The sequence below is a fragment of the Streptomyces sp. NPDC059248 genome (assembly GCF_042753905.1).
Lineage (GTDB): Bacteria > Actinomycetota > Actinomycetes > Streptomycetales > Streptomycetaceae > Streptomyces.
Genome location: NZ_JBHYZV010000019.1, coordinates 66,870 through 91,233, shown reverse-complemented (window position 1 = coordinate 91,233; position 24,364 = coordinate 66,870). Strand labels below are relative to the sequence as shown.

Annotated in this window: 23 protein-coding genes and 1 pseudogene; 17 read left to right on the top strand and 7 right to left on the bottom strand. The window is 71.5% G+C overall.

The genetic code is table 11. The annotated features are described in order from the left end of the window. Positions 1-722 (bottom strand): Acg family FMN-binding oxidoreductase (locus ACFXG1_RS10930; protein WP_384742099.1); only part of this gene is annotated, 722 nt, incomplete at its 3' end. Between the two features lie 262 nt (positions 723-984). On the opposite strand from ACFXG1_RS10930, the gene ACFXG1_RS10925 reads away from it, so the two are divergent. Further along, positions 985-3,483, top strand: a complete 2,499-nt coding sequence (locus ACFXG1_RS10925) for a SpoIIE family protein phosphatase (RefSeq protein WP_384742097.1) — start codon at positions 985-987, stop codon at positions 3,481-3,483. 204 nt (positions 3,484-3,687) lie between these two features. Continuing rightward, on the top strand, positions 3,688-5,979 hold the full coding sequence (locus ACFXG1_RS10920; RefSeq protein WP_384742095.1) for an ABC transporter ATP-binding protein: 2,292 nt from the start codon (positions 3,688-3,690) through the stop codon (positions 5,977-5,979). A gap of 124 nt (positions 5,980-6,103) precedes the next feature. Here the strand turns inward: ACFXG1_RS10920 and ACFXG1_RS10915 are convergent, their stop codons facing one another. Beyond that, positions 6,104-6,538: a DUF4240 domain-containing protein gene (locus tag ACFXG1_RS10915; RefSeq protein WP_384710079.1), complete on the bottom strand. Its 435-nt coding sequence runs from the start codon at positions 6,536-6,538 to the stop codon at positions 6,104-6,106. 472 nt (positions 6,539-7,010) lie between these two features. Between ACFXG1_RS10915 and ACFXG1_RS10910 the strand changes: the two genes are divergently transcribed. The 3 genes from ACFXG1_RS10910 (at position 7,011) to ACFXG1_RS10900 (ending at position 12,496) form a co-directional block, all read left to right on the top strand. Further along, positions 7,011-7,763, top strand: a complete 753-nt coding sequence (locus ACFXG1_RS10910) for a GNAT family N-acetyltransferase (protein ID WP_384710082.1) — start codon at positions 7,011-7,013, stop codon at positions 7,761-7,763. A gap of 164 nt (positions 7,764-7,927) precedes the next feature. Further along, positions 7,928-11,482: a DNA polymerase III subunit alpha gene (locus ACFXG1_RS10905; protein ID WP_384742092.1), complete on the top strand. Its 3,555-nt coding sequence runs from the start codon at positions 7,928-7,930 to the stop codon at positions 11,480-11,482. A gap of 6 nt (positions 11,483-11,488) precedes the next feature. Then, entirely contained in the window at positions 11,489-12,496 is a 1,008-nt protein-coding gene (locus tag ACFXG1_RS10900; RefSeq protein WP_384712523.1) for a hypothetical protein, read from the top strand. An 8-nt stretch (positions 12,497-12,504) separates the two neighbouring features. On the opposite strand, the gene ACFXG1_RS10895 is transcribed toward ACFXG1_RS10900, so the two are convergent. After that, positions 12,505-12,810, bottom strand: coding sequence for a hypothetical protein (locus ACFXG1_RS10895; protein ID WP_384712526.1), 306 nt, complete (start codon positions 12,808-12,810; stop codon positions 12,505-12,507). 154 nt (positions 12,811-12,964) lie between these two features. Next, positions 12,965-13,270, bottom strand: a complete 306-nt coding sequence (locus tag ACFXG1_RS10890) for a hypothetical protein (protein WP_384712529.1) — start codon at positions 13,268-13,270, stop codon at positions 12,965-12,967. Positions 13,271-13,923: 653 nt separating this feature from the next. Between ACFXG1_RS10890 and ACFXG1_RS10885 the strand changes: the two genes are divergently transcribed. The 5 genes from ACFXG1_RS10885 to ACFXG1_RS10865 all read left to right on the top strand — a co-directional run bounded on the left by ACFXG1_RS10885 (position 13,924) and on the right by ACFXG1_RS10865 (position 17,629). Next, a complete protein-coding gene (locus ACFXG1_RS10885; protein ID WP_384712532.1) occupies positions 13,924-15,144 on the top strand; it encodes a helix-turn-helix domain-containing protein in 1,221 nt (406 codons plus the stop codon). Continuing rightward, entirely contained in the window at positions 15,141-15,710 is a 570-nt protein-coding gene (locus tag ACFXG1_RS10880) for a flavoprotein (protein WP_384712535.1), read from the top strand. The genes ACFXG1_RS10885 and ACFXG1_RS10880 overlap by 4 nt, the downstream gene beginning before the upstream one ends. Next, complete coding sequence (locus ACFXG1_RS10875) at positions 15,707-16,276, top strand: class IV adenylate cyclase (RefSeq protein WP_384712538.1); 570 nt, start codon at positions 15,707-15,709, stop codon at positions 16,274-16,276. Before ACFXG1_RS10880 ends, ACFXG1_RS10875 begins: the two co-directional genes overlap by 4 nt. A 14-nt stretch (positions 16,277-16,290) precedes the next feature. Then, positions 16,291-16,740, top strand: a complete 450-nt coding sequence (locus ACFXG1_RS10870) for an NUDIX domain-containing protein (protein WP_384712541.1) — start codon at positions 16,291-16,293, stop codon at positions 16,738-16,740. 97 nt (positions 16,741-16,837) lie between these two features. Beyond that, positions 16,838-17,629, top strand: a complete 792-nt coding sequence (locus tag ACFXG1_RS10865; RefSeq protein WP_384712544.1) for a sporulation protein — start codon at positions 16,838-16,840, stop codon at positions 17,627-17,629. A 111-nt stretch (positions 17,630-17,740) separates the two neighbouring features. On the opposite strand, the gene ACFXG1_RS10860 is transcribed toward ACFXG1_RS10865, so the two are convergent. Then, positions 17,741-17,893 (bottom strand): hypothetical protein, encoded by a 153-nt coding sequence (locus ACFXG1_RS10860; protein WP_384712547.1) that lies wholly within the window; start codon positions 17,891-17,893, stop codon positions 17,741-17,743. Between the two features lie 141 nt (positions 17,894-18,034). Between ACFXG1_RS10860 and ACFXG1_RS10855 the strand changes: the two genes are divergently transcribed. From ACFXG1_RS10855 to ACFXG1_RS10840, 4 genes are all read left to right on the top strand, one after another. After that, positions 18,035-18,277 (top strand): type II toxin-antitoxin system VapB family antitoxin, encoded by a 243-nt coding sequence (locus ACFXG1_RS10855; RefSeq protein WP_384712550.1) that lies wholly within the window; start codon positions 18,035-18,037, stop codon positions 18,275-18,277. Beyond that, entirely contained in the window at positions 18,277-18,696 is a 420-nt protein-coding gene (locus ACFXG1_RS10850) for a PIN domain nuclease (protein ID WP_384712553.1), read from the top strand. The genes ACFXG1_RS10855 and ACFXG1_RS10850 overlap by 1 nt, the downstream gene beginning before the upstream one ends. A 588-nt stretch (positions 18,697-19,284) precedes the next feature. After that, the gene (locus ACFXG1_RS10845; protein ID WP_384712556.1) at positions 19,285-20,637 is read left to right on the top strand and encodes a phosphatase PAP2 family protein; all 1,353 of its coding nucleotides are present in this window, start codon (positions 19,285-19,287) and stop codon (positions 20,635-20,637) included. A gap of 105 nt (positions 20,638-20,742) precedes the next feature. Then, a complete protein-coding gene (locus ACFXG1_RS10840) occupies positions 20,743-21,234 on the top strand; it encodes a MarR family winged helix-turn-helix transcriptional regulator (protein ID WP_384742088.1) in 492 nt (163 codons plus the stop codon). Here the strand turns inward: ACFXG1_RS10840 and ACFXG1_RS10835 are convergent. Further along, positions 21,182-21,736 carry a LysR substrate-binding domain-containing protein gene (locus ACFXG1_RS10835; RefSeq protein WP_384718186.1) on the bottom strand — a complete coding sequence of 185 codons (555 nt, stop codon included), beginning with the start codon at positions 21,734-21,736 and terminating at the stop codon, positions 21,182-21,184. The two genes, ACFXG1_RS10840 and ACFXG1_RS10835, sit on opposite strands and share 53 nt — an antisense overlap. A gap of 1 nt (position 21,737) precedes the next feature. On the opposite strand from ACFXG1_RS10835, the pseudogene ACFXG1_RS10830 reads away from it, so the two are divergent. After that, positions 21,738-22,490: pseudogene (locus ACFXG1_RS10830) on the top strand (DNA polymerase III subunit alpha); the annotation flags it as partial. Positions 22,491-22,715: 225 nt separating this feature from the next. Here the strand turns inward: ACFXG1_RS10830 and ACFXG1_RS10825 are convergent. Next, positions 22,716-23,123, bottom strand: a complete 408-nt coding sequence (locus ACFXG1_RS10825) for a carboxymuconolactone decarboxylase family protein (protein ID WP_384718188.1) — start codon at positions 23,121-23,123, stop codon at positions 22,716-22,718. A 218-nt stretch (positions 23,124-23,341) separates the two neighbouring features. On the opposite strand from ACFXG1_RS10825, the gene ACFXG1_RS10820 reads away from it, so the two are divergent. Beyond that, complete coding sequence (locus tag ACFXG1_RS10820; RefSeq protein WP_384718194.1) at positions 23,342-23,800, top strand: ATP-binding protein; 459 nt, start codon at positions 23,342-23,344, stop codon at positions 23,798-23,800. A gap of 154 nt (positions 23,801-23,954) precedes the next feature. Then, on the top strand, positions 23,955-24,305 hold the full coding sequence (locus ACFXG1_RS10815) for an ArsR/SmtB family transcription factor (RefSeq protein WP_384718190.1): 351 nt from the start codon (positions 23,955-23,957) through the stop codon (positions 24,303-24,305). Positions 24,306-24,364: the final 59 nt, after the last annotated feature.

The following is a 24,364-nucleotide window of genomic DNA, read 5'->3' as shown; positions in this document are numbered from 1 at the left end:
GCCCCGGAGTCCGCGGACGGCACGCCCGGCGCGAAGTCGCGGACCGGCGCGCCGCCGCCGCGGGCCCGGGGCCCGAAGGCGTACCGGGGGATGCCGTCGTCCCGTTTCCCGCCCTCCGGCGCCTCACCGGTCCAGTGGGCGATCTCCGCCCGGTGGGCCGGGTCCTCCTGCTCGCGGGCGAGCGCCTCGCCGCTCAGTTCGAGGATGGTCCGCCGGTGGAAGGCGTCGGGGAAGGCGAGCCTGGCGCCTTCGAGGAGGGCCGCCCGGCCCAGCACGTCGAGCAGTGACGCCTCGACGCGCTCGGCGTCGAAGGGCGCGCGGCTGGTGTGGCGGCGGTGCAGCGCCGGATACAGCTCGGTCAGTTCGTCGTACGACTCCGGGCGCCGGGCGACGAGGGCGACCTCGGCCAGCAGATCGGGGTCGTCGGGGTCCGGCAGCAGCCGGGTCACCGGCTGCCACCCCGCGTGCGCGGCGGCGACCCGCAGATTGAGGACGGCGGCGGCGCAGCTGATGTGCAGGGCCCGGCGCTCGGGATCGGCCGAAGGCAGCTCACGCGCGGGGTCGACGCGGATCCGGAACGTCCGGCTCTCCGGGTCGTAGTGGAAGAGCCACGGCTGGGCGTTGTGCATGGACGGCGCCAGGACGGCGTCCTCGACGAGGGACGTGATCAGCGCGTCGTCGAGGGGCCGCGCCTCGGCGGGTGCCGCGGGGGTCGGGGCCACGGGTATCGGCTTCCTGCTGGGGGCCGTCCGCCTGGGTCCGGCGGGGGTGTTTCCCAGCGTCCCCGCAGGCCCCACCGAAAGGAAAGGCCAAAAGTCCTATATGGTGAATAAACCCAATAAACGGTACATTTTACCTGCTCTTGGGATGTCGCCGGGCGGGGCGGAAACGGTCGCGAGGACAGCGGCCCGTTCCCCGGAGAGACTGGTCCGGACGGCAGCCCGTGAGACGGGACGACGGCCCTCCGAGAGGAGGTGGCGGCAGATGACGGCCGACGAGTACACGGGGGGTACGGGGACGGGGGCCCGGACGAGTACGGGCCGGGCCGCCCGCGACGAGGCCGGCACGGACCGTGACCGTGTCCGTACCTGGGTGGGCAGCCTGCTGGCCGCCCCGGATCCGGCCGCCCTGCTGACCCGCGCCCTGACCGAGGGCCTGGCGGGCCTCGGCGCGTACGGCGGCTCCCTCTTCCTCCTCGACGACGACGGCTGGCTGCGTCTCGCCGGGTACGAGGGCACCGACGAGGAGGTCATCCGGCGGTTCCCCGTGGTCGCCCCGGACTCCCCGCTCCCGGCCGCCGTCGCCGTACGGGAGCGGCGGACGGTCTACGGGATCTCCGACGATCTCGCGGACCGCTATCCCGATCTGACCCTGATGCGGACCTCGGTACGGTTCGTCGTCGTACCGCTGGCCGTGGAGCACGACCGGACGCTCGGCGCGCTCGTGGTCCAGTACGACGGGCCGGTACCGCTGCCGCCCGCCGACGACGGGCTGCTGACCCTGGTGGCGGACGTGTACGCGCACCGTCTTGAGCATCTGCTGGCCCGGGAGCCGCACGGCCCCGACAACAACGGCCACGACGGCAACGGCAACGGGGGCGACGGCAACGGGCCCGGGGCCGGGGAGCGGGAGACCGGGCGGGCGGTCCCGGGGCCGTCGGCGGGGACCGGTGGCATACCGGGACCGCCGCCCGGGGCCCCTGCCTTCGAGCAGGGGGCCGATACGGACAAGACCGGTGAGGTCGGCGCGACGGAGGCGGTACGGGAGCCGACGGCCCGGGAGCCCGGAAAGCCCTCCGCCACGCGGGGCGGCCGCGGGCACCGCCGCCGGCGCGACCGCAGCGGCCGCACCCGCCTCGAACTCGCCATGTCCAAAGGCAATATCGGCTCCTTCGAATGGGACATCCCCTCCGGTACGGTCATCGCCGACGAGCGCACCCTCCGCCTCTTCGGCCTCGACCCCGACCGCTTCGACTCCCTCGCCGAGTCGTTTCTGCGCGCCATCCACCCCGACGATGTCGACCAGGTCCGCGGGGTTATCGCCGACAGCCTGGAGAAGGGCGACCACCACGCCGCCCACCGGGTCGTCTGGCCGGACGGCTCCGTCCACTGGCTGGAGTCGAAGGGCGCGGTGGAACAGGCCCCCGGCGGCGGCCCGCGGCTGATGATCGGTGTCGTCTGGGACGCCACCGAGGAGCGGGAGCGGGCGAAACGGCGCGAGAGCCGCCGGGAGTTCGTCCTCAACGTGACCAACTCCTTCGCCGCCGCGCTCACCACCCAGGACGTCCTCGACACCATGACCGGAACCGTCCTGCCGGAGCTGGGCGCCAACGCGCTCGCCATCCATATCGAGCACGAGGGGCGGCTGCTGCTCGCGGGCGCGGTCGGCTACCCGCGCGAGACGCTGGACCGGCTGCGGGTGATGGGCACGGTCGACGACAACCCCATGGCGGAGGCCCTGCGCGCCGGGCAGCCCCTCTTCTTCCGCAACCGCGGCGAGTACGTCCGGCGCTTCCCCGACCCCCGGCTGCGGCCCGCCGAGCAGCACGGCGCGTATGTCTTCATCCCCCTGACCTCCGCCGACGGCACGGTCGGCAGCTGCCTCATCTCCTATGCGGGCTCCCGCGAGTTCGGCCCCGACGACCAGATCGTGACCGCCGCGATCGCGGGCATCCTCACCCAGTCACTGGCCCGCGCCCGGCTCTCCGACCTCTTCCGGCGGCGGATGACCGACCTCCAGGAGCTGATGATGCCGCGCGCGCTGCCCCGGCTGCCCGGCTTCGAGATCGCCGCGCGATACGTCCCGGCGGCCGAGGGCATGCAAGTCGGCGGCGACTGGTTCGATCTGCTGCCGCGCGCGGACGGCGGCGCGTCGCTGGTCATCGGGGACGTGGAGGGGCACAGTGCGCAGGCGGCGGGCGTGATGGGACAGCTCCGTACGGCGCTGCGGGCGCACGCCGACGACGGCTACCGCGCCGAACATCTGATGGCCCGCGGCAATCGCACCCTCTGGGGCCTCGACACGGACCGCTTCGCCACCTGCTGCATCGTGGACGTCTCGCCGCGCGCCGGACACCTCCAGATCGTCCGCGCCGGACATCCGTCCCCGCTGCTCGCCGAGCCCGACGGCACGGTCCGGGAGCTGGAGGTCCCCGGCGCGCTGCCGCTCGGCTACACCCCCGACGACCGCTACCCCGTCTTCCACGGGCAGCTCGTGCCCGGCGCGGCGCTGCTGCTCTTCACCGACGGCCTGGTGGACACGCCCGACCGGTCGTACGAGGACGCGGTGGCGGCGGTCTCGCGACGGCTCTCGGCCTGGACGACCCGGCCGCAGCACGGCGGGACGGACCGCGCGGCGGATCTGGAGTCGCTGGTGGAGAGCCTGGTGACGGAGGGGCCCGCGCATCCCGGTTACGACGATGTGGCCGTCCTGGTGGTCCGGCGGACGTCGTGGGAGTCGGGCCCGGTGAAGATGGCGGGCTGAGTACCTGCCGGACCCGCCGGACCCGCCGCTGCACACCCGGATGCCTTTTGGATATGCCGGGCTTGGATATGCCCGGCGCGCATGCCCCATGGCACAAGCGCCCCCGTCCCGGGGTGGAAACGGCCCTTTCCGTCCCTGATTTCACCCGTCGGAGGAGTGTGGCGGAAGGGGGGACGTATCCACTGACCGAGACGGGTGGCTCGTATGACACAGCGGGATACCGGCGCAACAGAGACCACGCAGACACCAGGTACGCGGACCCGGCGGACGACGACGGAGACCCGGGAGAAGGAGAACCGGGAAGCGTCGGCGCGAGCCGTACGGGACGGGCTCACGGAACCCACGACGGCATCGATCGCGCCGGACGGTTCCGCGAAGGAGAGGGCCTCGCAGGACCGGACCGCGAAGGACAACTCACCCCCGGGGACGGCCACCCCGTACGACACCGGCGGCACGGGCGGCGGTAAGGACGCCGGTAAGGACACCGGCCCGGGCGACGACACCGGCGCCGCGACCAGCGACGGCGCCGCGACGAGGGACGGCACCGCGACGAGCGACGGCGCCGGTGTCGAAGAGGAGGTGTCGGAGTCCGAGCGTCTCCTCTTCGGCGGCCCCCTGCGCTACGAGGCGGGCTGGAGCACCCACGACGGATCGTTCCTCGAACTGAACCTCCGGGCCATGATCGTCCGGATGCCGGGGCTGATCGCCGCCACCATCAAACTGGCCCATCGCGCCGATCCGCGCGCCCTGCGCCGGGTCGCGGGCGCCGAACTCGGCGGCGGGCTCGCCCAGGCCGTGGGTCTGATCGCGGTCAACCAGGTCCTCGTCCACCTCCTCGGCGGCGGGGCGACCGTCGACCGGATGGTCGCCGCCGTCCCTGCGCTGATCGCGGTGGCGCTCACCGCCCTCGTCGGCGCGCTGCTGCGGTCGGTCTCCACGGCCGGTACGGGCCGCCTCGAACCCAAGGTGTTCCGGGTGGCGACCGAGGAGTATCTGGAGCGGGTCGCCCGGGTCGAACTGTCGGCGGTGGAGGACGAGCAGTTCCACAAGCTGCTGGACTCGGCGCAGTGGGGCGCGGAGTCCGCCCGGCGGATGATCCGGTTCTGTACGTCGGTGGTGAATGCGGGCATCTCCCTCACGGCGGCGGCCGGGGTCCTGACCGTGCTCCATCCGGCGCTGCTGCCGCTGCTGATGCTGATGACCCTGCCCAGCGCGTGGAGCTCCCTCACCATCGCCCGCCGCCGCTACGTCTCCTTCCACACCTGGGTCCAGCACGCCCGCGCCGGTCAGCTACTCGGCCGGCTGCTGATCGACGCCCAGGCGGCGGCGGAGGTACGGGTCCACGGCATCGCCCCCTTCCTGCTGCGGCACTTCCGGATGATGGCCGAGACCGGGGAGCGCGAGCAGACCCGGCTGGCCGGGCTCGCCGCCCGTACCGGCCTGGTCGCCTCCGGCTGGACGGGTCTTGCGACGGGCGCCACGTACACCACCCTCGGACTGCTGCTGTGGACGGGCACAATGGATCTGGCGGTCGCGGGCACGGCCGTCATCGCGATCCGTACCGGCTCCGCCAATCTGGAGTCGCTCGTCGTCCAGCTCAACCTCCTCTACGAGGAGAGCCTGTTCGTCTCCGACCTCGACACCCTCTGCAAGGAGGCCGACCGGCGGCTGATCCCGGCGACCGGCCGCCCGCTGCCCGCGCACGTCGGCGCGATCCGCTTCGAGAACGTCACCTTCACCTACCCCGGCGACCACGGCGGCACCCCCGCGCTCGACGGGGTCGACGTCACCATCCCGGCCGGCCGGATCGTCGCCCTCGTCGGCAACAACGGCAGCGGCAAATCGACCCTCGCCAAGCTGCTGTGCGGTCTCTACCCGCCGGACACGGGCCGGGTGATGTGGGACGACGTGGACGCCACCGAGGCGGACCGGGCCCAGCTCTTCGACCGGATCGCGATCGTCGCCCAGGACTTCTTCCGCTGGCCCTTCACGGCCCGCGTCAATGTCGCCATCGGCCGCCCCGACGCCCCGCACGACGATCGGCTCATCGACGCGGCGGCCGCCTACGCCGGGGCCGACGAGACGGTCGCCGCCCTCCCCCGCGGCTGGGACACCCTGCTGGCCCGCGGCTACCGCGGCGGCCACCAGATCTCCGGCGGCCAGTGGCAGCGCCTCGGCATCGCCCGGGCCCGTCACCGCGACGCCCGCGTCCTCGTCGTCGACGAACCCACCAGCGCGCTGGACGCGGAGGCCGAGCAGCGCGTCTTCGACCAGATCCGCGCCATGGCGGCGGAGGGCCAGACGATCGTCCTGATCACCCACCGCCTCCACAGCGTCCGGCACGCCGATGTGATCTACGTCCTCGACGAGGGCCGCGTCGTCGAGCACGGCTCGTTCGGCGAGCTGATGTCCCCCGACGCGGACGGCGCGTTCCGCCGGATGTACACGGTCCAGTCGCGCCAGTACGCGTACGAGGAGGAGGTCGCGGTGGACTGAAAGGGCTGACGGGGCTGACGGGGCTGACGGGGCTGACGGGGCTGACAGGACCGGGCGGCCCGGCCACCGGGCCGCCCGACCCGCCCGAGCAGCCCCCGCGACCCGCCCCGCTACGACCGCCCCGCTACCGCGCCCAGCCCTCCCCGTTCGCGTAGGACTCGTACGAATAGCGCGTCGAGCGGTCCCACTTCTCGCCGGTGAGCTGCTCGTACGCCCGGTCCGGGACATAGAGCAGGCCCTCCGCCCAGATCGCGTCCTCCGCGTACGGAACGAAGAGCGCCGGGTCGGCGAGCACCCTCTCGTACGTCTCACGGCCGTCGGCGACGACCGCCGCGCGGGTGTACAGAAAGCTGTCGCCCGACAACTCCTCCCCGAACTCGCGCCGGTCCAGCCGGTACAGCGACTGAGCCAGCCGCTCCGCGAATCCGGTGACCACCGGCACCGGTCCCCGGGAGAGCCGGTCCGTCAGAGCCTCGGCCAGCCGGTCGGCGTCCGGGTCCGGGTCCGGGCCAGGCGGGCGGCACTCCTCGATCAGGCGCCAGAAAGTTTCCTCGTCCATACCGACGAGCATGACGGCGACCACTGACAACCGGCCGCCGCCGAACGGCGGTCGCGGCCCCGGCGGTGGACGGCCGGGCCCGGCACCGCGTCCCAGCCGGGATCGGGGTCGTCGGAGGAGAACGGGACGGATACGGAGGACGGATACGGCGAAGAGCCGAGCAGAGAAGAAGGCACAGCAACCTCACGATGGCGGAGTGTTGGTCGGGCCGGTGTCGCCCCGGCCGCCGACGGACGACGGCGACCGGGCCGACACCGTGTAATAGGGGGAAAACCGCGCCCGGGTTGCCTCCCGGGCCGCTATCACCGCGAGCCTGTCCGATTTCCATGCCTCCCGGCCACAGATTATTCACGGCGCGATCTTCCGGCCCCGTCATACGATCGGCCGCCGCCCGTTTCCCCGCCGCTTCCGCCGCTTCCCCCTGTCTCTCTGACGTTTTCCGCCGCTTCCCCTTCGACTTCGACGAGGTCATATGAGCACCGATGTACAGAACTTCGCCGTCGCCCATCTGCGCCGCCGCCCCGAGCCGATAGAAGTCGGCGGCTTCGTCGCCGGGTTCGACCCCTCGACGACGCTCGACTACGTCAACTACGCGACACCGCTGGCCGGATACCGCCCCACGGACGCCGATATCGCGGCGCTGATCGGGGCGTTCCGGGGGCGCGGTCTCGTACCCCGGCTGGAGTTCGCGCCCGACGCGGCGCCCGAGGTGGCCCCGGCGCTGAGCCGGGCCGGGTTCGTGACGGAGGCGACGCACGCGTATCTGGTCTGTACGCCGGAGTCCCTGACGCCGCCGGCCGGGCCCGGGGCCCCGGTGGTGGAGATTCCCCGTACGGACGAGGAGTACGCGGCCGTGGACGCGGCGCTGTCGGAGGCGTTCGACGGGGAGTTCGCGCCGTCCGCCGAGAGCACGTCCCGGCTGCGGCGTACGGAGGAGTCCGGAGGCGCGGTCCGTTTCGTCCGCGCACCCGGCGGCGGCTGCGCCGGGGCGGGCTCCTGCTCGCCGCCCGCCGAGGGGACGTCGGAGCTGGCGGGTGTGGGGACCCGTCCGGAGTTCCGGGGCCGGGGGCTGGCCGGTGCGGTGACGGCGGCGCTCACGGCGGCGGCATTCGCGAAGGGCGCCGGAAGCGTCTGGCTGGAGGCGGGGGGCGACGGCTCGCGGCGGGTCTACGAGCGGGTCGGCTACCGGGCCGCCGGTACGCGGCTGTACATGCGGCTGCCGTAGCCAACTCCCCCATACCAAACTAAATACCCCTTAAGCCCGATATCGTTGATATCCAGACTTTCCCACTGCCGAAGCGATCGCCTTTCGAACATTTCTTCGAAAAGGTCTATCGTGGGCCCCATCGACACGGGAGGGAGAGTTGTGGCTGGTGAGAGGAGGTACGGATGTCCTTTACGCATCTCCGTACCGCCTCCGGGTTCTCCCTCCGCTACGGCGCCAGCCATGTCCACGACCTGGCCCGGCGCGCCGCCGAGCGCGGCCTCGACGCGCTGGCGCTGACCGACCGGGACAGCCTCGCGGGCGCGGTACGGCATGCCAAGGCGTGTGCGGCGGCCGGCGTACGACCGCTGTTCGGCGCGGACCTCGGCGTACCCGCGGCGCCCCGGCCCGGCACGCCCGGCGGCCCGGACCCGCACCGCGCCAGGACACCCGCGAAGGGCGGGGTCTTCGTCGCCGAGCCGGCGCTGCGGGCGGTCTTCCTGGCCCGTGACGCGACGGGCTGGGCCGTGCTGTGCCGATTGGTGTCGGCGTCGGCGGCCGACGACGGGACGGCGGGCGCCGGGGGCGGCACCGGGCTGACCTGGGCCGATCTCGACCGGGCCGCGGAGGCCCCCGGCCCCGAAGCGGCCACCGCACCCCCCACCCCCACCCCCTCCCCCGGCCACCTCTTCGTACTCCTCGGCGCCGACTCCGAGATCGGCCACGCCCTCGCCCAGGGCCGCCCCGATCTGGCCGCCCGGCTGATCACCCCCTGGCGCGACCGCTTCGGGGCCGCGCTGCGGATCGAGATCGCCTGCCACGACCGGCCGGGCACGGGTCCCGGGTCCCTGCGCCTCGCCGCCCGGCTCCTCGGCTTCGCGGAGGAGCACGGCATCACCCCCGTACTGACGAACGCCGTCCGGTACGCCGACCCCGGCCAGGGCGAGATCGCCGACATCCTCGACTCGGCGCGGCTGCTCGTCCCCGTCGACACCCGCGACGGCGCCGCCCTCGACGGCGGCGAACGGTGGCTCAAGGACGCCGGTGACATGGAGCGGATCGCCGAGCGCGTCGCCGAGGCGGCGGGCGGGGCCGGGGCGGTCGACCGGGCCCGGCGGCTGCTGGCCGCGACCGAGGAGACCGCCGCGGCCTGTGTCGTGGACCCCGGCGACGCCTTCGGTCTCGGCCGGGTCCATCTGCCCGAGCCGCATCTCATCGGCGCCGGGCGGGCCACCGCCGACCGCGAGCTGGCCGCCCGGTGCGCGGGCGCCATGATGCACCGGGGCCACCACCGCGACGGGAAGCGCTGGGACCGGCTGGAGAAGGAGCTGCGGATCATCGCGGGCCTCGGTCTCGCCGGATACTTCCTGACCATGGCGGAGATCGTCCGGCTGGTGAAGGACATGGGCGTACGGATCGCCGCGCGCGGCTCCGGCGTCGGATCGCTCGTCGTCCATCTGCTGGGGATGAGCCCGGTCGACCCCGTCGAACACGGACTGGTGATGGAGCGGTTCCTGTCCGCGTACCGCACCGCCATGCCCGATATCGACCTCGATGTGGAGAGCGCCCGGCGGGTGGAGGTCTACCAGGCCGTGCTGAAACGTTTCGGCAGTGATCGGGTGGCGACCCTCGCCGTCTATGAGACCTATCGCGCCCGGGGCGCCATCGAGGCCGTCGCCCGGGCCCGGGGCATCGAGCCGGACGAGGCCAGGCGGCTGGCGAAGGCGTTCCCGCAGATCCGGGCGAGGGACGTCCGAGCGTCCCTGCGGGAGCTGCCCGAGCTGCGGGAGGTCGCGGGCGAGGACCACGGCCGGCTGTGGGCCCTGGTCGAGGCGCTCGACGGGCTGCCGCACGGTACGGCCATGCACCCGTGCGGGCTGCTGATCTCCGACGGCGGGCTGCTCGACCGCGTCCCCGTCGTCCCGACGACGCTCGACGGCATCGCCATGACCCAGTTCGACAAGGAGGACGTCGAGGACACCGGGCACATCAAGGCCGATCTGATCGGCGTCCGGATGCAGTCGACGCTGGCGCACGCCGTCGCCGAGATCGACCGGGTCACCGGTGAGCACCTCGACATCGACGACCCGGCGCGGGTACCGCTCGACGACCCGGCGACGTACGAACTCATCGACTCGGCGCAGACCATGGGCTGCTTCCAGATCGAGTCGCCGGGCCAGCGCGATCTGGTGCGGCGGCTGCGGCCGCGCACGATCGACGACATCACCCTGGACATCAGCCTCTTCCGGCCGGGTCCGGTCGCCGCGAACATGATCGACCCGCTGATCGCGGTGCGCGACGGGCGGGCCCGGGAGAGCTATCCGCACGAGGACCTGCGGGACATCCTCGCCGAGACCGGCGGCCAGGTCGTCTTCCACGAACAGGTCATCCGGATCATGGAGAAGATGACCGGCTGCGACCTCGGCCAGGCGGACGAGGCCCGGCGCGCGCTCTCCGACCGCGACCGGCAGGGCAGGCTGCGCGCCTGGTTCGCCGACCGGGCCGGCGCGCGCGGCTACCCGCCGCGGGTGGTGCGGGACGTGTGGAAGGTGCTGGAGGGGTTCGGCGCCTACGGTTTCTGCAAGGGGCACGGCGCGGCCTTCGCCCGCCCCACGTACCAGTCGGCGTGGCTCAAGACCCATCGGGCCGCGGCCTTCTACGCGGGGCTGCTCACCCACGACCCCGGGATGTACCACAAGCGGGTGTTCGTGGCGGACGCCCGGCGGCGCGGGGTGCCCCTGCTGCTGCCGGAGGTGAATCTGTCCCACGGCGACACCAGGATCGAACTGGTGTCCGGCGACAAGGGTGAGAAATGGGGTGTACGTCTCGGTTTCGCCCATGTCCGGGGGATCAGCGACGCGGAGACCGCGCGGATCGTCGCGGGCCGGCCGTATGTCTCCCTCACCGACTTCTGGCGCCGCGCCCACCCCAGCCGCCCGGTCGCCGACCGCCTGGCCCGGATCGGCGCGCTCGACGCCCTGGGCACGGGCGGCCGGGCGGGCCGCCGCGAGCTGCTGCTGGAGATCGCGGAACAGCACCGGCACGCCCGTACGGCGCTGGACCCCGGCCAACTGCCGCTGGGCTCCGAGGCGCCCTTGGCGAACCACCCGCCGTCCGACGGCCTGCCTGCCATGGACGACTGGGACCAGCTTGCCGCCGAACTCGACGTACTCGACATGGACATCACCCGCCATCTCCTCGACGACCACCGCGCGCTGCTCACCGATATCGGCGTGACGCCCGCGGCCCGGCTCGGCGAACTCCCGCACGGCACCACGGTCCTGGTCGCCGGGGTGAAGGCGGCCACCCAGACCCCGCCGATCCGGGGCGGCCGACGGGTCGTCTTCGCCACCCTCGACGATCCGACGGGCCTGTCGGACCTGGCCTTCTTCGAGGACAGCCACGACCTGTGCGCGGCCACGGTGTTCCACAGCGCGCTGCTGCTGGTACGGGGCACGATCGCCCGCCCCCGGAACCGGCCCGGGAGCCTGAGCGTCACCGGCGTCGCGGCCTGGGACCTGGCCGAACTGATCGAACTCCACCGCGACGGGGGCGCGGCGGCGGTCGCCGACCGGCTGACCCGGACCCCGCCGCGGGACGCGACCGGGCGGGACCGGAGCCGTACCCTCACCGAACCCACCGGCTATGTCATGAACGCCTGGGCCGATCTGCGCCCACCGGGCGTCCCGCTGGTCGGCGGACGCACCCTCCATCACGCCAGCCGGGGGAGCGCGGGGTGACCGACGATGATCCTTTACGTGCACTTCGGACTGCGGGCGGTCGCCGGACTCGGCGACCCGGAGGCGGTGTACCGGCGGCTGATCGGCCTGGTCGGCGGGGTCACCCCGATGGTCCAGCCACTGCCGCCGGACGCGCTGCTCGCCGATGTCGCCGGGGCGCGCCGGTACTTCGACCGGGACGCCCGCGATCTGGCGGCGCTGGTACGGATGCGGGTCGCGGCGGTCTACGGCGTGGACTGCACCATCGGGGTGGGCCCCAATCCGCTGCTGGCCCGGATCGCGGCCCAGTCGGGCCCGCCGGGCACGATCCGCTGCGCGCCGGACGACCCGGACAAGATCGCGGCCTATCTGGCGCCGCTCCCGGTGGCGGTGCTGCCGGGGGTGGGCCCGGCGACGGTCCGTACCCTCGCGCCGTACGGCCTGACGACGATCGGCGCCGTGCGGGCCACCCCGGCGGCCACACTCCAGCGCGTCCTGGGCGGCCCGGCCGCGCGCAGGCTCGGGGACCACGCACGCGGCATCGACCCGACCCGGGTGGTCCCGGCCGCGCCCCCGGAAACAGTCGCGGCCACCCGGGAGTTCCCCCGCGACGAACTCGACCCCGACCACCACCGCCGGGCCCTCATCGGCTGCGCGGAGGAACTCGGCTGGCACCTGCGCCGCGACCACCGCGCGGCGGCCGGCCTCACCCTGACGGTCGCGTACGCCGACGGCACCACCACGACCCGCGCCCGCCGGCTCCCCGAACCGACGGCCCACTCCCGGGCGCTGACGGACGAGGCGTACCGCCTGTACGCGACCCTGGCGCTGCAACGGGCCCGGGTCCGCGCGATCACCCTCCGCGCGGACCGCGTCACCACGGAGTCCCGCGCCACCCACCAACTCACCTTCGACCCCTCGGACGACCGCGCCCGCCGCCTGGAGGCCGCCGCCGACCGCGCCCGCACCCGCTTCGGCCCGACGGCGGTCCACCCGGCGTCGTCGCTCACGCCACCGGGTTCCTCCCAGGAGTGACGGAGGTTTCAGACGGGTGGTGTGCCGGGTGGGGACTTCGGTGTCGGCTTGGGTGGGTGGGGGCCGGGGTCCGGGGGGAGTTGGGGTCGGGGGTTTCCGTGTTTGCCCATGTCGAGTGCGCGGTGGGTGAGGCGGTAGATCCCGAGGGGTGGGAAGAGGGTGACGCGGGGTGGGGTGTGTTCGTGTGCGCAGGGGGTGCAGAGGAGGTCGCGGGTGGCGGGGGTGATGCGTGCGGTCGTCACCGGTGCGCGCCAGCAGGCCTCGCAGATGGTCACATCCGTGATCGAACGGGCGAAGACCTGGGTGAGGATCACGCCGGGGCTCCTTGGCGGGTGAGGGCGTCGACGATGTGCTCGGGGCAGGTGTGCTGTCCGGGATGGACCTCGACCGGCGCGGTCGTCATGCGTCCACAGACGGCACATTCAGCGGTGGAGGGCTGTGGGGGCTTGGCGAGGAGCCCGTCGCGGGTCACCGGATCCACGTCCACGCCGGACCCGGCCGTGATGCGCGTACGGCGACGGGCTGTTCGAACCGGAGCCCGTTGCGGGCGATGATCAGCCTGCGCGCGCCGGGTGGTGCGGCGGTTCCGGTGGTGGTGGCGGTGGCCCGCTGCCGCAGGATCTCCCGGGCTTCGTCCTGGGAGGGGCTGGTCCAGGGGCGGGTCCACGGATCGACCGGGGGCGGGGGCTGGATGACGACGATGACGGTGGTTCGGCGGCACGGCTTCAGCCAAGTTCGTAACCGGGTGACGAGGTCGGCGATAAAGTCGTTCATACGACGAATCAGCTCCAGGTGATTGCTGGTTGGCCGAGCCCCGATGGACTGCTGTGAACAGTCGGTCGGGGCGTTTTGGTTTCAGGTGTGGGTAGTCCCGGCCCCGTGCCGGGGGTGGTTTACGGGGCCGGGACCGGTCACCCGTGCACGGGGCGTGGGGCCACCGCACACGGGAGCCTTCAGCGCCGGACCCTGCGCGGCTGCGGACACTCCGGATGCGCGTACAAAGACGGCCGCGCGCCAGAGGCGGAGAACCCGAGCATCAACAAGTTCTCCTCCGTGCGCTCCACGAGCCGCTCGCAGTACACGCAGTACTCCGGCAGACCACCGGGCACCGGGACGGGTGCAGGGGTGTCGGTCATCGCACACCCCCGGCAACCACGAGCCGGTAGAGGGGAATGATCCCCCGGTCCCTGGCACAGTCCGCGTGCCCGAACACCGGCCGCTGCCGTTCCCCCGGCGAACCGGACACCATACGGATGCACGCGTCGGCTCCGGGGTTTCCGCAAACGGCGCACAATCGCGCCCGTGCCTGCTGGTCCGTCATCATGGCGTCCTCGTCTCCGCTCTCTGCGATCGACTGCGAACGCACCGTAATGTGGGCTACAACGGGTGCAGGCACGCATTGTGCGTGCTCTGCTCAAGGAGCCGCCGTGGAGGCTGGACACATCGGCCGCCGGATCGCCTACTGGCGAGACCGCCGAGGGCTGACGCAAGCCGACTTCGGCCGTCTGATGGGCCAGGCCAAGCGCTGGGTCCAGGACATCGAGGGTGGAAAGCGCCAGACCGATCCACGTCTGTCCGTCCTGCTGCGCGCGGCGGAAGTCCTGCGCGTGCCCCTGGAGTATCTGCTGTCCGACAGTCGCCCCGCGCCCGCTGCGGGTTCCGTACCCCCGACCGAGGTCGTCCCTGTCCTCGATGCCCTGTACGGCACCGGATCCGGGAGGGACGAACCGGGTCCCGGCCTCGCCGAACTGCGGCGACGGCTCTTCTACTGCTGCGAAGCATTCCAGGCATGCCACTACGCGGCCCTCGGAAGGGAGTTGCCCGGACTCATCCGGGGCGCTGAACAGGCGGTGTATTCGTCTACCTGCGACCGAGCGTCGGAGGCGAGAGCGCTCCTGTCCCGGGTCTACCAGCTCACGACCTCGTACTTGCACAAGTACGGTCCGTCCACCGCGACTCCGGCAGCCCTCGCCGCAGACCGGGCGCTCTCATCAGCCGAGTTGTCGGGAGATCCGGTGCAAGTCGGCGCCTCCGCCCGCCGCATGGCGAAGGGCCTCGTCTATCAGTGCCGACCCGAAGCGGCGGCGGACTTCGCGTCGGGATACGCCCGACGGCTCTCCAACGACCTCCCGGGCCGGGGCACCCTCGGCCTGTCGACACTCGGCATGCTGTACCTGTCCGCCGCGCTCGCGGTCTCCTCCCAGGACCGCACCATCGACCGGGTCCGCACCGCCTCGGCCTACATCGACGAGGCTGCCGAAGTCGCGCGGCGGCAGGGCGCCGACCTGAACGAGGACTGGACGATGTTCGGGGCGACCAATGTGATCCTCCACCGAGTCGACATGCTCGTACGCTTCGAGGACGGCTGGTCCGCACTCGAAACCGCGAACGCGCTCTCCTCCGAATCGATCAGCACGCTCAAACCGGAACGACGGGCCCGGCTCCACCTCTCCAAAGCTCGGGCCGGCCTTCTCACCAGGCAGAAAGACCAAGCGGCAACCGAACTGCTACGAGCCCACGAGTTCGCGCCCGAGGAAGTCGAACGCCGCCCCCGCAACACCGCCCTGGTCAAAGAAACCCTCCGGGTGACCGCGATGCCCACCAGCCGGTTGCGGGCACTCGCCGAGCGCTGTGGACTGCGCGCATGACGCGCCCCGTGCTCTACCTCATCGCCTGCGCCGCCGGTCCCACCCAGTACATCGACCACGGCGTCCGCGCCGCCCGGGACGAGGGCTGGGACGTATGCCTGATCCTGACCCCCTCCGCAGCCGACTGGTGGCAGGAACGCCTCGGTGAACTCGCCGACCTGACCGGCCACCCCGTGCGGTCCCGGTACAAACTCCCCGGCGACAAAGACGCCCTGCCCAAAGCCGATGCCATGCTCGTCGCACCGCTGAGCTGCACCAGCCTCAACAAATGGGGCGCGGGCATCGCCGACACCCTCGCCATCGGCCTCGTCTCCGAAGGCGTCAACATGGGCATCCCCGTCGTCGCCCTGCCCTACTTCAACCAGGCCCAGGCCCGACAACCCGCCGTCACCCGCAGCATCACCGACCTACGCACCCAAGGCGTGATCTACCTCGACGGCCCCCACGGCCAACAACCCCACCCACCCAAACAAGGCAACCCCACCACCTTCCCCTGGACAACCGCACTCACCGCCACCAAACACGCCCTCGACCACCCCACAACACGAGAAACGACGACTCAGTGATCGAGGCGGAGCTGAAAGCACGGGTACCCGCGCCCCACGACATTCAGGCACGGCTGGACGAGCGGGCCGAGGGGCGGACGGAGACGTACCGGGACACCTACTACGACACCCAGGACCACACCCTCGACGCCCAGGGCCGGGAGCTGCGCGTCCGCACCGTCCACAGCGACACCGGCACCCGGACCGTGCTCACCTACAAGGACGCCGTGGTCGACGAGGACTCCGGCTCCAAACCCGAGTACGAGACCCAGGTGGCCGACCCCGAAGCCGTCCACGCCCTCCTGCGCGGACTCGGCTACGTCCCCCTCATCGCCTTCGAGAAACACTGCCGCAACTACACCTTCGAAGCCCACGGACGACCCGTCCTCGCCACCCTCGTCCGCGTACCCGAACTCGACGGCACCTTCATCGAAGTAGAGACACCCGCCGAGGAAACCGACCTCACCCCCGCCCTCGACACCGTCCGGACCGTCCTCGCGGAACTCGGCATCCAACCCGCCGACATCACCCGTGAGCTGTACACCGACGCCGTCCGCACCCAACGCACCACCACACCCGCAACATGAACCACCAACAACGCATGGCACAACCCCGCATGGCGGCAGGCGCCCTCTTCTCCGACAGCCAGGGGCGGATCCTGCTCGTACGCCCCTCCTACAAACCCGGCTGGGAAATCCCCGGCGGCTACATCGAAACCGGCGAATCACCCCTCGCCGCCTGCCGTCGCGAAGTCACCGAGGAACTCGGCATCACCCCCGCCGTCGGACCACTCCTCGTCGTCGACTGGGCACCCGCACCCACCGAAGGCGACAAGGTCCTCTACGTCTTCGACGGCGGCGAACTCACCCTCGAACAGTTCACCGCGATCCGGCTCGCCCCCGACGAACTCCTCGCCGCCGACTTCCACCCCACCGACACCCTCCACAACCTGCTCGTCCCACGACTCGCACGCCGCGTCGAACAGGCCGTCACCGCCAGACGAGACGGACGCACCCGCTACCTCGAACACGGCACACCACCGCAGGCATAACGCCGAAGAGACGCGATGCGAAGGCCCGGACCAGTAGGCGTCGACGCGTTCGGCAGATCACATGACAGTCGGAGGCCCCCGGCCTACCCTGGGCCGGATGATCGTCCGGTTGGCCGATCGGGGGAGGAACACCATGGGCTTCCGCAAGTTGCTGAGCGCGCTCGGTATCCCGGCGCCGGAGATCGAGACGGTCGTCTCGAATCCACGGGTCCTGCCGGGGGAGGACCTGCGCTGCGTCGTACGAGTACGCGGTGGCGGAGCGGGTGTCGATGTGGAGCGGCTTCGTCTGTACCTGGTGGTACGGGCGGAGGACCGCGAGATGGACGGGTCGACGGCCTGGCGGCACCCCTACACGGTGGCCACCGCCGTCCTGGACGGGTTCCGGGTGGACGCCGGGGAGACTGTTGTACGCGAAGTGACCCTCCGGCTGCCGTGGGAGATGCCGCTCACCCATATAAGGGGCGTTCGGCTGCCGGGCGCGCGGGTCGCGGTCCGTACCGTGCTGACCATCGACGGCGCCGCGGACAGGGGCGACTTCGACGAGATCGAGGTGCATGCCCTGCCCGCCCAGGACGCGGTGATGCAAGCGTACGACGAGCTGGGATTCCGGCTCCACGAGGCCGAGGTGAAGGTGGACGTCGCGCCGTGGCCCGCCCGTATGGCGGACCGCAGGACGCAGCCGTACTGGCAGGAGATCGACCTCTTCTTCCCTCCGGCCTGGAACCGGGGCCAGGAGGAACTGGAGACCGTCTTCATCGCCCGCGAGGACTCACTCGACGCGCACCCCGGCGGGAATCCGCCGGTCACCTTCGTCTACGCCGATCAGGACCCGGCGGCGTGGAAGGAAACCCTGGACCGGCAGATACGCCACGGCTGGAGCATGTGTTAGGAGCCGTCCGGCCGGTCGGGGCACGGCTTCGGCCCGGCTCCCCGCATCGGATCACCGCACCGGATCACCGGCCCGCGCGACCGGTAGCGGCCGGTCGCCCATGGGCAGGTCTCAGGGCCCGTACAGCGCCTGCCTCACCTCGTCCTGGGTTCTCGCGAACCGCCCCCCGTACGCCTGCGCCTCCTCGCTCTGCCAGTGCGGGCCGCCGTTGTAGCGGGCCGCCAGCTCCCGGTACTGCTCAGGTGTCAGCTGCTCCGACGGCACCAGAGCGAAGGCGCTCTCCGCCTTCAGCTGCGCCAGATACTCGGCCGCTATAACGCAGCCCCCATCACATAAAACGGTATCGAAATCGATGAATGATTGATATCGTTTCCGGATAGGGTGCCTTGGGGAAGGATCGTTCACATGACCAGAACCGTTATCGATCTCGACGACGACATGGTCACCGAAGCCATGCGCATCTTCGGGACCAAGACCAAGGCCAAGGCCGTACGCCTGGCCATGGAGGACGCCGTCAAGCGTCATCTGCGGCAGGAGTTCTTCGACGCCATGGACTCCGGCGAACTCGACTTCAGCGAGATCGTCGAGAGCACCGGCCCCCGGCACCCCGATGGCTCCCTCAAGCGCGACAAAGGTCGCGCCGCCTGATGCGGGACCGCTATCTGGTCGACAAGTCCGCCTTGGCCCGCTGGACGAAACCGGGCGTCAAGGAAGTGCTGAAGCCACTGCACGAGCGGTATCTCCTCGCGGTGTGCCAACCGACCGAGTACGAGATGATCCACTCCGCGCGGGACGGCGCCGAGGCCACCCGGATCAGCACCTGGCTCCACGCCTTCGACTACCTCCGTACCGATGACGAAGCCTTCACCCGCGCGCTCGAAGTCCAGCGTCATGCGCTGAACGCCGGCTTCCACCGGGCTCTCTCCCTCCCGGACCTGCTGATCGCGGCGACGGCCGAGCGCGACCGCCGGACCGTCCTCCACTACGACAGTGATTTCGACATGATCGCCTCCATCACCGGTCAGCCCGCCGAATGGGTCGTACCGCCCGGCACCGCCGACTGCTGAACACGGCCGCGGGCCGGGCGGCACGGAGCCATGCGAAGGTGATGGACATGTCACCGCCGCCGAACCGTCGCATACGGTCGATCGGAATCGCTTTCGGATTCGTCCCGACCGAATTCACCGCGTGCCGCGAGACGCGCGACCCGGCTCGTGAACATGCCCTGGCGGGCGACGTCACCCTCTGCGGCCTCCCCCGGAGAGACGTCGAGGTCTACCGGCACTTCTTCATCGCGAAGCAGAAGCGGTGGCGTGCCCGGTCCCGGGCCTGCCCCGTCTGCCGGGCGAAGGCGGTTACGCGACTGCCGAAGGCCGACGGCGGGGCCGATACTGGGCCGATGCGTTCGATTCGGCGAAGCCGGTGATCACCCAGTAATCCCAACCGGCGCGCACCGTCCGTAACCATCCAAACCCCCATCCATCGTTTCGATAACATGATCGGCCTAACAACGATCGCCTGAGCATCCGTCCTTCACCGGAAAGCGTGCCATCTCGCACGAAGGGCGACGTATTCCACCAACTTCGAACACATCGGCCGGAAAATTGATACGAATACATAACGGAACGACGCCCGCGGGATGGCGCCGACCACAGATACTCCTGTGGGCCGCGGCGGGCACCATCGCTCTCGGATTCGTGATCGCGCTGGAGATCGCCGCGCGTCATCACGGCGCACCGGGGCCCATCACCACTCAGTGGCGCGAGGCGATCTTCCGGCCCGTGTCGGGGCCCCTGCTCTACGCCAGCATGGCGCTGATGATGGTCGTCCTCAGCTGGCGGCAGCGGTTCATCGCGTTCGGCGCGGCTGTCGGCATCGATGTCGTCTTCGCTCTCGTCCGGTGGCCGATCGGCGCCGACCAGGGGTACGGCAACGGCGCCCTCTGGGTCATCATCGGCGTCGCCGTCTTCGCGATCGCGCGCCGCACCGGGGCCGAGCGGACCCTGATGCTCAAGGGGGTCGGGCTGGGGCTGCTGCTGGTGACCGGGCGGAAGACCGGTGACGCGTGGCTGCTGATCACGTCGAAGACGAAGCCCGAGGTGCTCGACCCGTATCTCGTGGTCGCCGATCAGGCGCTGGGCAGCCCGTCGTGGGTCGTGGGCCGGATGGTCGAGGCCACCGGGTCGGTCGGGCACAACGTCCTGGACTGGGTCTACGTCCAGCTCGCGGTCGCCGCCGTCTGCGCCGCGCTCTACCAGCTCCGGAACGTCGCCCGGGACGGCCGCTTCCCCGGCCACCACCTGGTGCGCACCTTCCTGGTGATCGGCCTGCTGGGGCCGGGCATCTACATGATCTTCCCGGTGGTGGGGCCGATCTACGCGTACGGCGTCGAGGGCGGGGCCTTCGCCGCGGCCAACGTATGGCCCGAGACCCTGCCGTCGATCGGTACCCCGGCGCCCATCCCGTTCGACGAGATCACGCCGCGCAACTGCATGCCGAGCCTGCATACGGCCTGGGCCACCGCGATCTTCATCCACACCCGGCGCAGCCCGCGTCTGCTGCGCTACGCGGGCACGATCTGGCTGGTCGCGACGCTCGCCGCGACCCTGGGCTTCGGCTACCACTACGGCCTCGACCTGATCGCCGGTGTGGTCTTCACGCTCACGATCGAGGCGGGTATGCGCGCCATCGACCGCGGCTGGAACCGCTCGGTGATCCAGTTCGTCGCGTACGGCACCGGAGTGTTCGCCGCGCTCCTCGTGTCGTACCGCTTCCTGTCGGTGCCGATGGGCGACCACCCGTGGCTGTTCGGGCCGCTGCTCCTGCTCGCGATGGCGTCGGTGATCTACGCCTATGTCCGGACCACCAGGCGCTGGGACCGGGAGGCGGCCGCGACGTCCGTACCGGGCCCGCGGACCGAGTCGGAGCCGGAGACGGAGACGGAGACGGCGCGGAAGCCCGAGTCGGAGCGGAAGCCGGGGAACGAGACCGAGCCCGAGCTGGTCTGAGGCTCTCGTCCACCACCACTCGCCCCGGGGAGGGCGGCCTCACGGCCGCCCTCCCCGTTCGCGTGATACGGATAACCGCCGCATGGCGCGGATAACGTCCGAAACATGGAAGCACCGAGCGGACCCACGACGACCGACCAGGCTCCGGCGAACCCCGCCGCCACCGACGACATGCTGGCCGGCCAGCCGATCGGCTACTGGGCCGGCCTGGCCCACGCGACCGTCACCCGCTATCTGCGGGACACCATGGCCAGAACGGATGTCGCCCAACCGCAGTACTGGGTGCTCAACGTGGTCAACAGCCTCCCCGAGCCACCGACCCCCGAGGAGGTCGTCGCGCAGCTCACGCATCTCGCCGACGGGCCGTACGACATCGCCAGAGCCGTCGACCAACTGCTCCATCGTGCCTGGCTCCGGACCGACGACGGCCGGCTGTCCCTCACCGACACCGGACAGGCCGCCAGGGCGCGGCTGCGCGCGCTGGTGACCGAGGTACGCGCGGTGGTCCACCAGGGCGTCGACGACGAGGAGTACGTGGCCGCGCTCAAGGTGCTGCGCAGGATGGTGGCCAATGTGGAGGCCGCCGAAAGCGCGTGACCCGTACCACCGGGCCCGTCGTCATCGGCCGGGGTCCGGCCCGGAGGCGGCGCAGCGGCGCGCGGGACTCCCGGGACACCAAGGACTCGCGCGGCACACGGCTGCCGCGGCCGACGAAGGTGACGAGGGCGTCGGAGTCCGCGACCGTGTCCAGCAGCGTCGACCAGCCGAAGTCGGGGGCGCCGCCGTCGACCGTGAGGCCGAGCTCGGTCGTCAGATCGCGGTAGAAGCCGGACCATTCGCGCCCGTCGACGAGGCCCGGCATCCAGATCGTGTACGGGGCCAGATCGGTGAGGGAGACGGTACGGGCCGCCGCCGCCAGGGGGTGGCCGGCGCCGACCATCGCGTCGAACGCCTCCAGCCGGGCCGGGGCGGCGGCCAGCCGGGGGTCGGTACGGGCCACCGGGCGCCGGGGGTAGCCAAACGCGGCGTCGATCTCCCCGGCGGAGAGCGCCCGCGCCGCTGACTCCGCACACTCCAGGGTCACGGTCTCCAACGGCACCCCCGATGTGAACGCGTCCCGCGCGGACTTCGCCGCCCGGGGCGACGATGTGATCCTCTTCCGGCTCTCCGCTGTCCGCAACGTCGGCGCCAATGTCGTCGAGGCGATCATCCGGAGCCGTACGGCGAGGGGCGCGTACGGCTCCTTCCCCGACTACCTCCACAAGGTCGAGGCCGCGGCCTGCGCCAAACGCGCCACGGAATCGCTGATCAAGGCGGGGGCGTTCGACGCGCTCGGGCATACCCGCAAGGGGCTGCTCGCCCATCACGAGCCCATGATCGACAGTGTGCTGGCGGTGAAGCGGAAGGAGGCGGAGGGTCAGTTCGACCTCTTCGGCGGCGACGGCGGCGACGGCCACGACGGCCGTGACGGCACCGGCCGCGAAGAGGACGGGCCAGGACCCGGACCCGGACTTGATGTCGTGTTCCCCTCCGACGAGTGGGAGAAGTCCCATCTCCTCGCCCAGGAACGGGAGATGCTCGGCCTCTACGTCTCCGACCACCCCCTCTTCGGCGTCGAGCACGCCCTGTCCGCCGTCACCGACACGCCGGTCAACCGGCTCACCGGCGGCGACTACCCGGACGGCGCGGTCGTCACCGTCGGCGGTATCGTCTCCGGCCTCCAGCGGAAGACGACCAAACAGGGCAACGCCTGGGCCGTCGCCACCGTCGAGGATCTGACGGGCTCCGTCGACTGCCTGTTCTTCCCCGCTGCCTACCAACTGGTCTCGACCCGGCTCGTCGAGGACACGATCCGAAGGAAGGACCTCAGGGCTGAGCGGGCGGGCCCAGGTCGCGGACCTTGGTGTCGTACTCGGTCAGCAGATCGCGCAGCCGGGCCAGTGCCTCGGCCGGGATCTCCGGGGGCGCGGTCTCCGCGACATAGCGGGCGGCGGTGGTGAGGGTGGCCAGTTCATAGGTGTGGAACGTGGCGCGCAGGACGGTGGGGCGGAGTCGTTCCAGTTCCATGAAGTGCCCCGTCAGGACGTGTCCGCCCGGGACCGGACGTAGGAGGCGACCTCCGCGAGTTCGGCCGCGAACTGGTCGTAGTCCTCCTGCATTCCGTTGATGTACGCGCTCCAGCCCAGGGACGCCTTCGCGTAGTGGACGGCTTCCTGGATCTCCTCGTCCGTGGCGCCGAAGAGCTTGGCGGCCTCGGTGTGGAAGAGGACGCAGTAGCGGCACTTGGTCTCGGCGTGGATCCCCACGCCGATCAGTTCCTTGTACTTGTTCGGGATGAGCGTCTCACCGAGTTCGAGCCGCTTGAAGATCTCCCACTCGGGACCGAGGAGTTCGGTGGGGATACGGGTGAAGAAGTGCGGGACGAGTCCCAGGGTCTCCTTGATCTCGGCCTCGACCTCACCCCGGTTGACCGTGGGGGTGGTCATGACGATGCCTCCTGTGCTGATCACAGGGCCCGTACGCACCCGGTCCCGGGCCTTCGCGGGCCCTCGTTCCCCAGCCTAGACCCGTTTCCGATACCAATGGACTGGAGAATTGCAAAATCGTGCAATCCACAGGATGCTGGGGCGTCGGATCGGCCGGGCCCGCAGTCAGCCGCGGGTGCGGTCGCCGTCCGCCGTACGCCCCTGACCAGGGCCGGATGATGTGCGAGGGGGTTCCGGGCACCGTGTCGCTCCCCGGTCTCGACGCGCTCCGCGCCCTGCCCCGACGGCTCGTCCTCACCCTTCCCGCGGCCGGTTCCTCCGTCCGCGTCGCCCGGGAGAACGCCGAACAGGCCTTGGCGGAGTGGGGGATCGGGCCCCGCCATCCGGTCGCGGACCCGGCGCTGCTGATCCTCACCGAACTCGTCGCCAACAGCGTCCGGCACGCCGCGGCGCTCTCCCCCACGGTCACCGTCGTCCTCGGCGCGGGCCCGGAGACCCTCGCCGTCGGGGTCCACGACCGGCATCCGGAGCGGCCCGTGCTCTCCGCGCGGCGGACCGGGCCCGGCGGCGGTCTGGCGACCGTGCTGGAGCTGACGCTGGAACTCGGCGGTACGGCGTCCGTCCTGGCCGATCCGGAGGACAGCGGCAAGACGGTCTGGATCAGCCTGCCGCTCTGACCGCCGGGAAGCACCGGAGGTACGAGAAGTACGGCGCGGCGGTGATCCGCCACCCCGCCCGCGGACCGGGGGCCATGCCCGATGATGAGCCCATGGCGAAGAGTTCTCAGGGGACAGGATCCGACGTGCGCGTATATCCGGCGGGGCCGGTTCGATGAGCGCGCCGCTGTACCAGCTGAAGGCCGAGTTCTTCAAAACCCTGGGACACCCGGTCCGGATCCGCGTCCTGGAACTGCTCAGCGAGCGGGAGCACGCGGTCTCCGAACTGCTCCCCGAGATCGGCGTCGAGGCCGCCAGCCTCTCCCAACAGCTCGCCGTGCTCCGCCGGGCCCGGCTGGTGGTCACCCGCCGCGAGGGGTCGACCGTCATCTACGCCCTGGCCAGCCCCGAGGTCGCCGAACTCCTCCGGGTGGCCCGCACCATCCTCACCGGGGTGCTCGCCGGGCAGGCCCGGCTGCTGGAGGATCTGCGGGCGAGGGACCGTCCGATACGTCCCCGGGAGTAGTCGCCCCCGGGGACGTACCCGACCGGGGACACGACCGGGGACACGACCGGGGCCCGTAC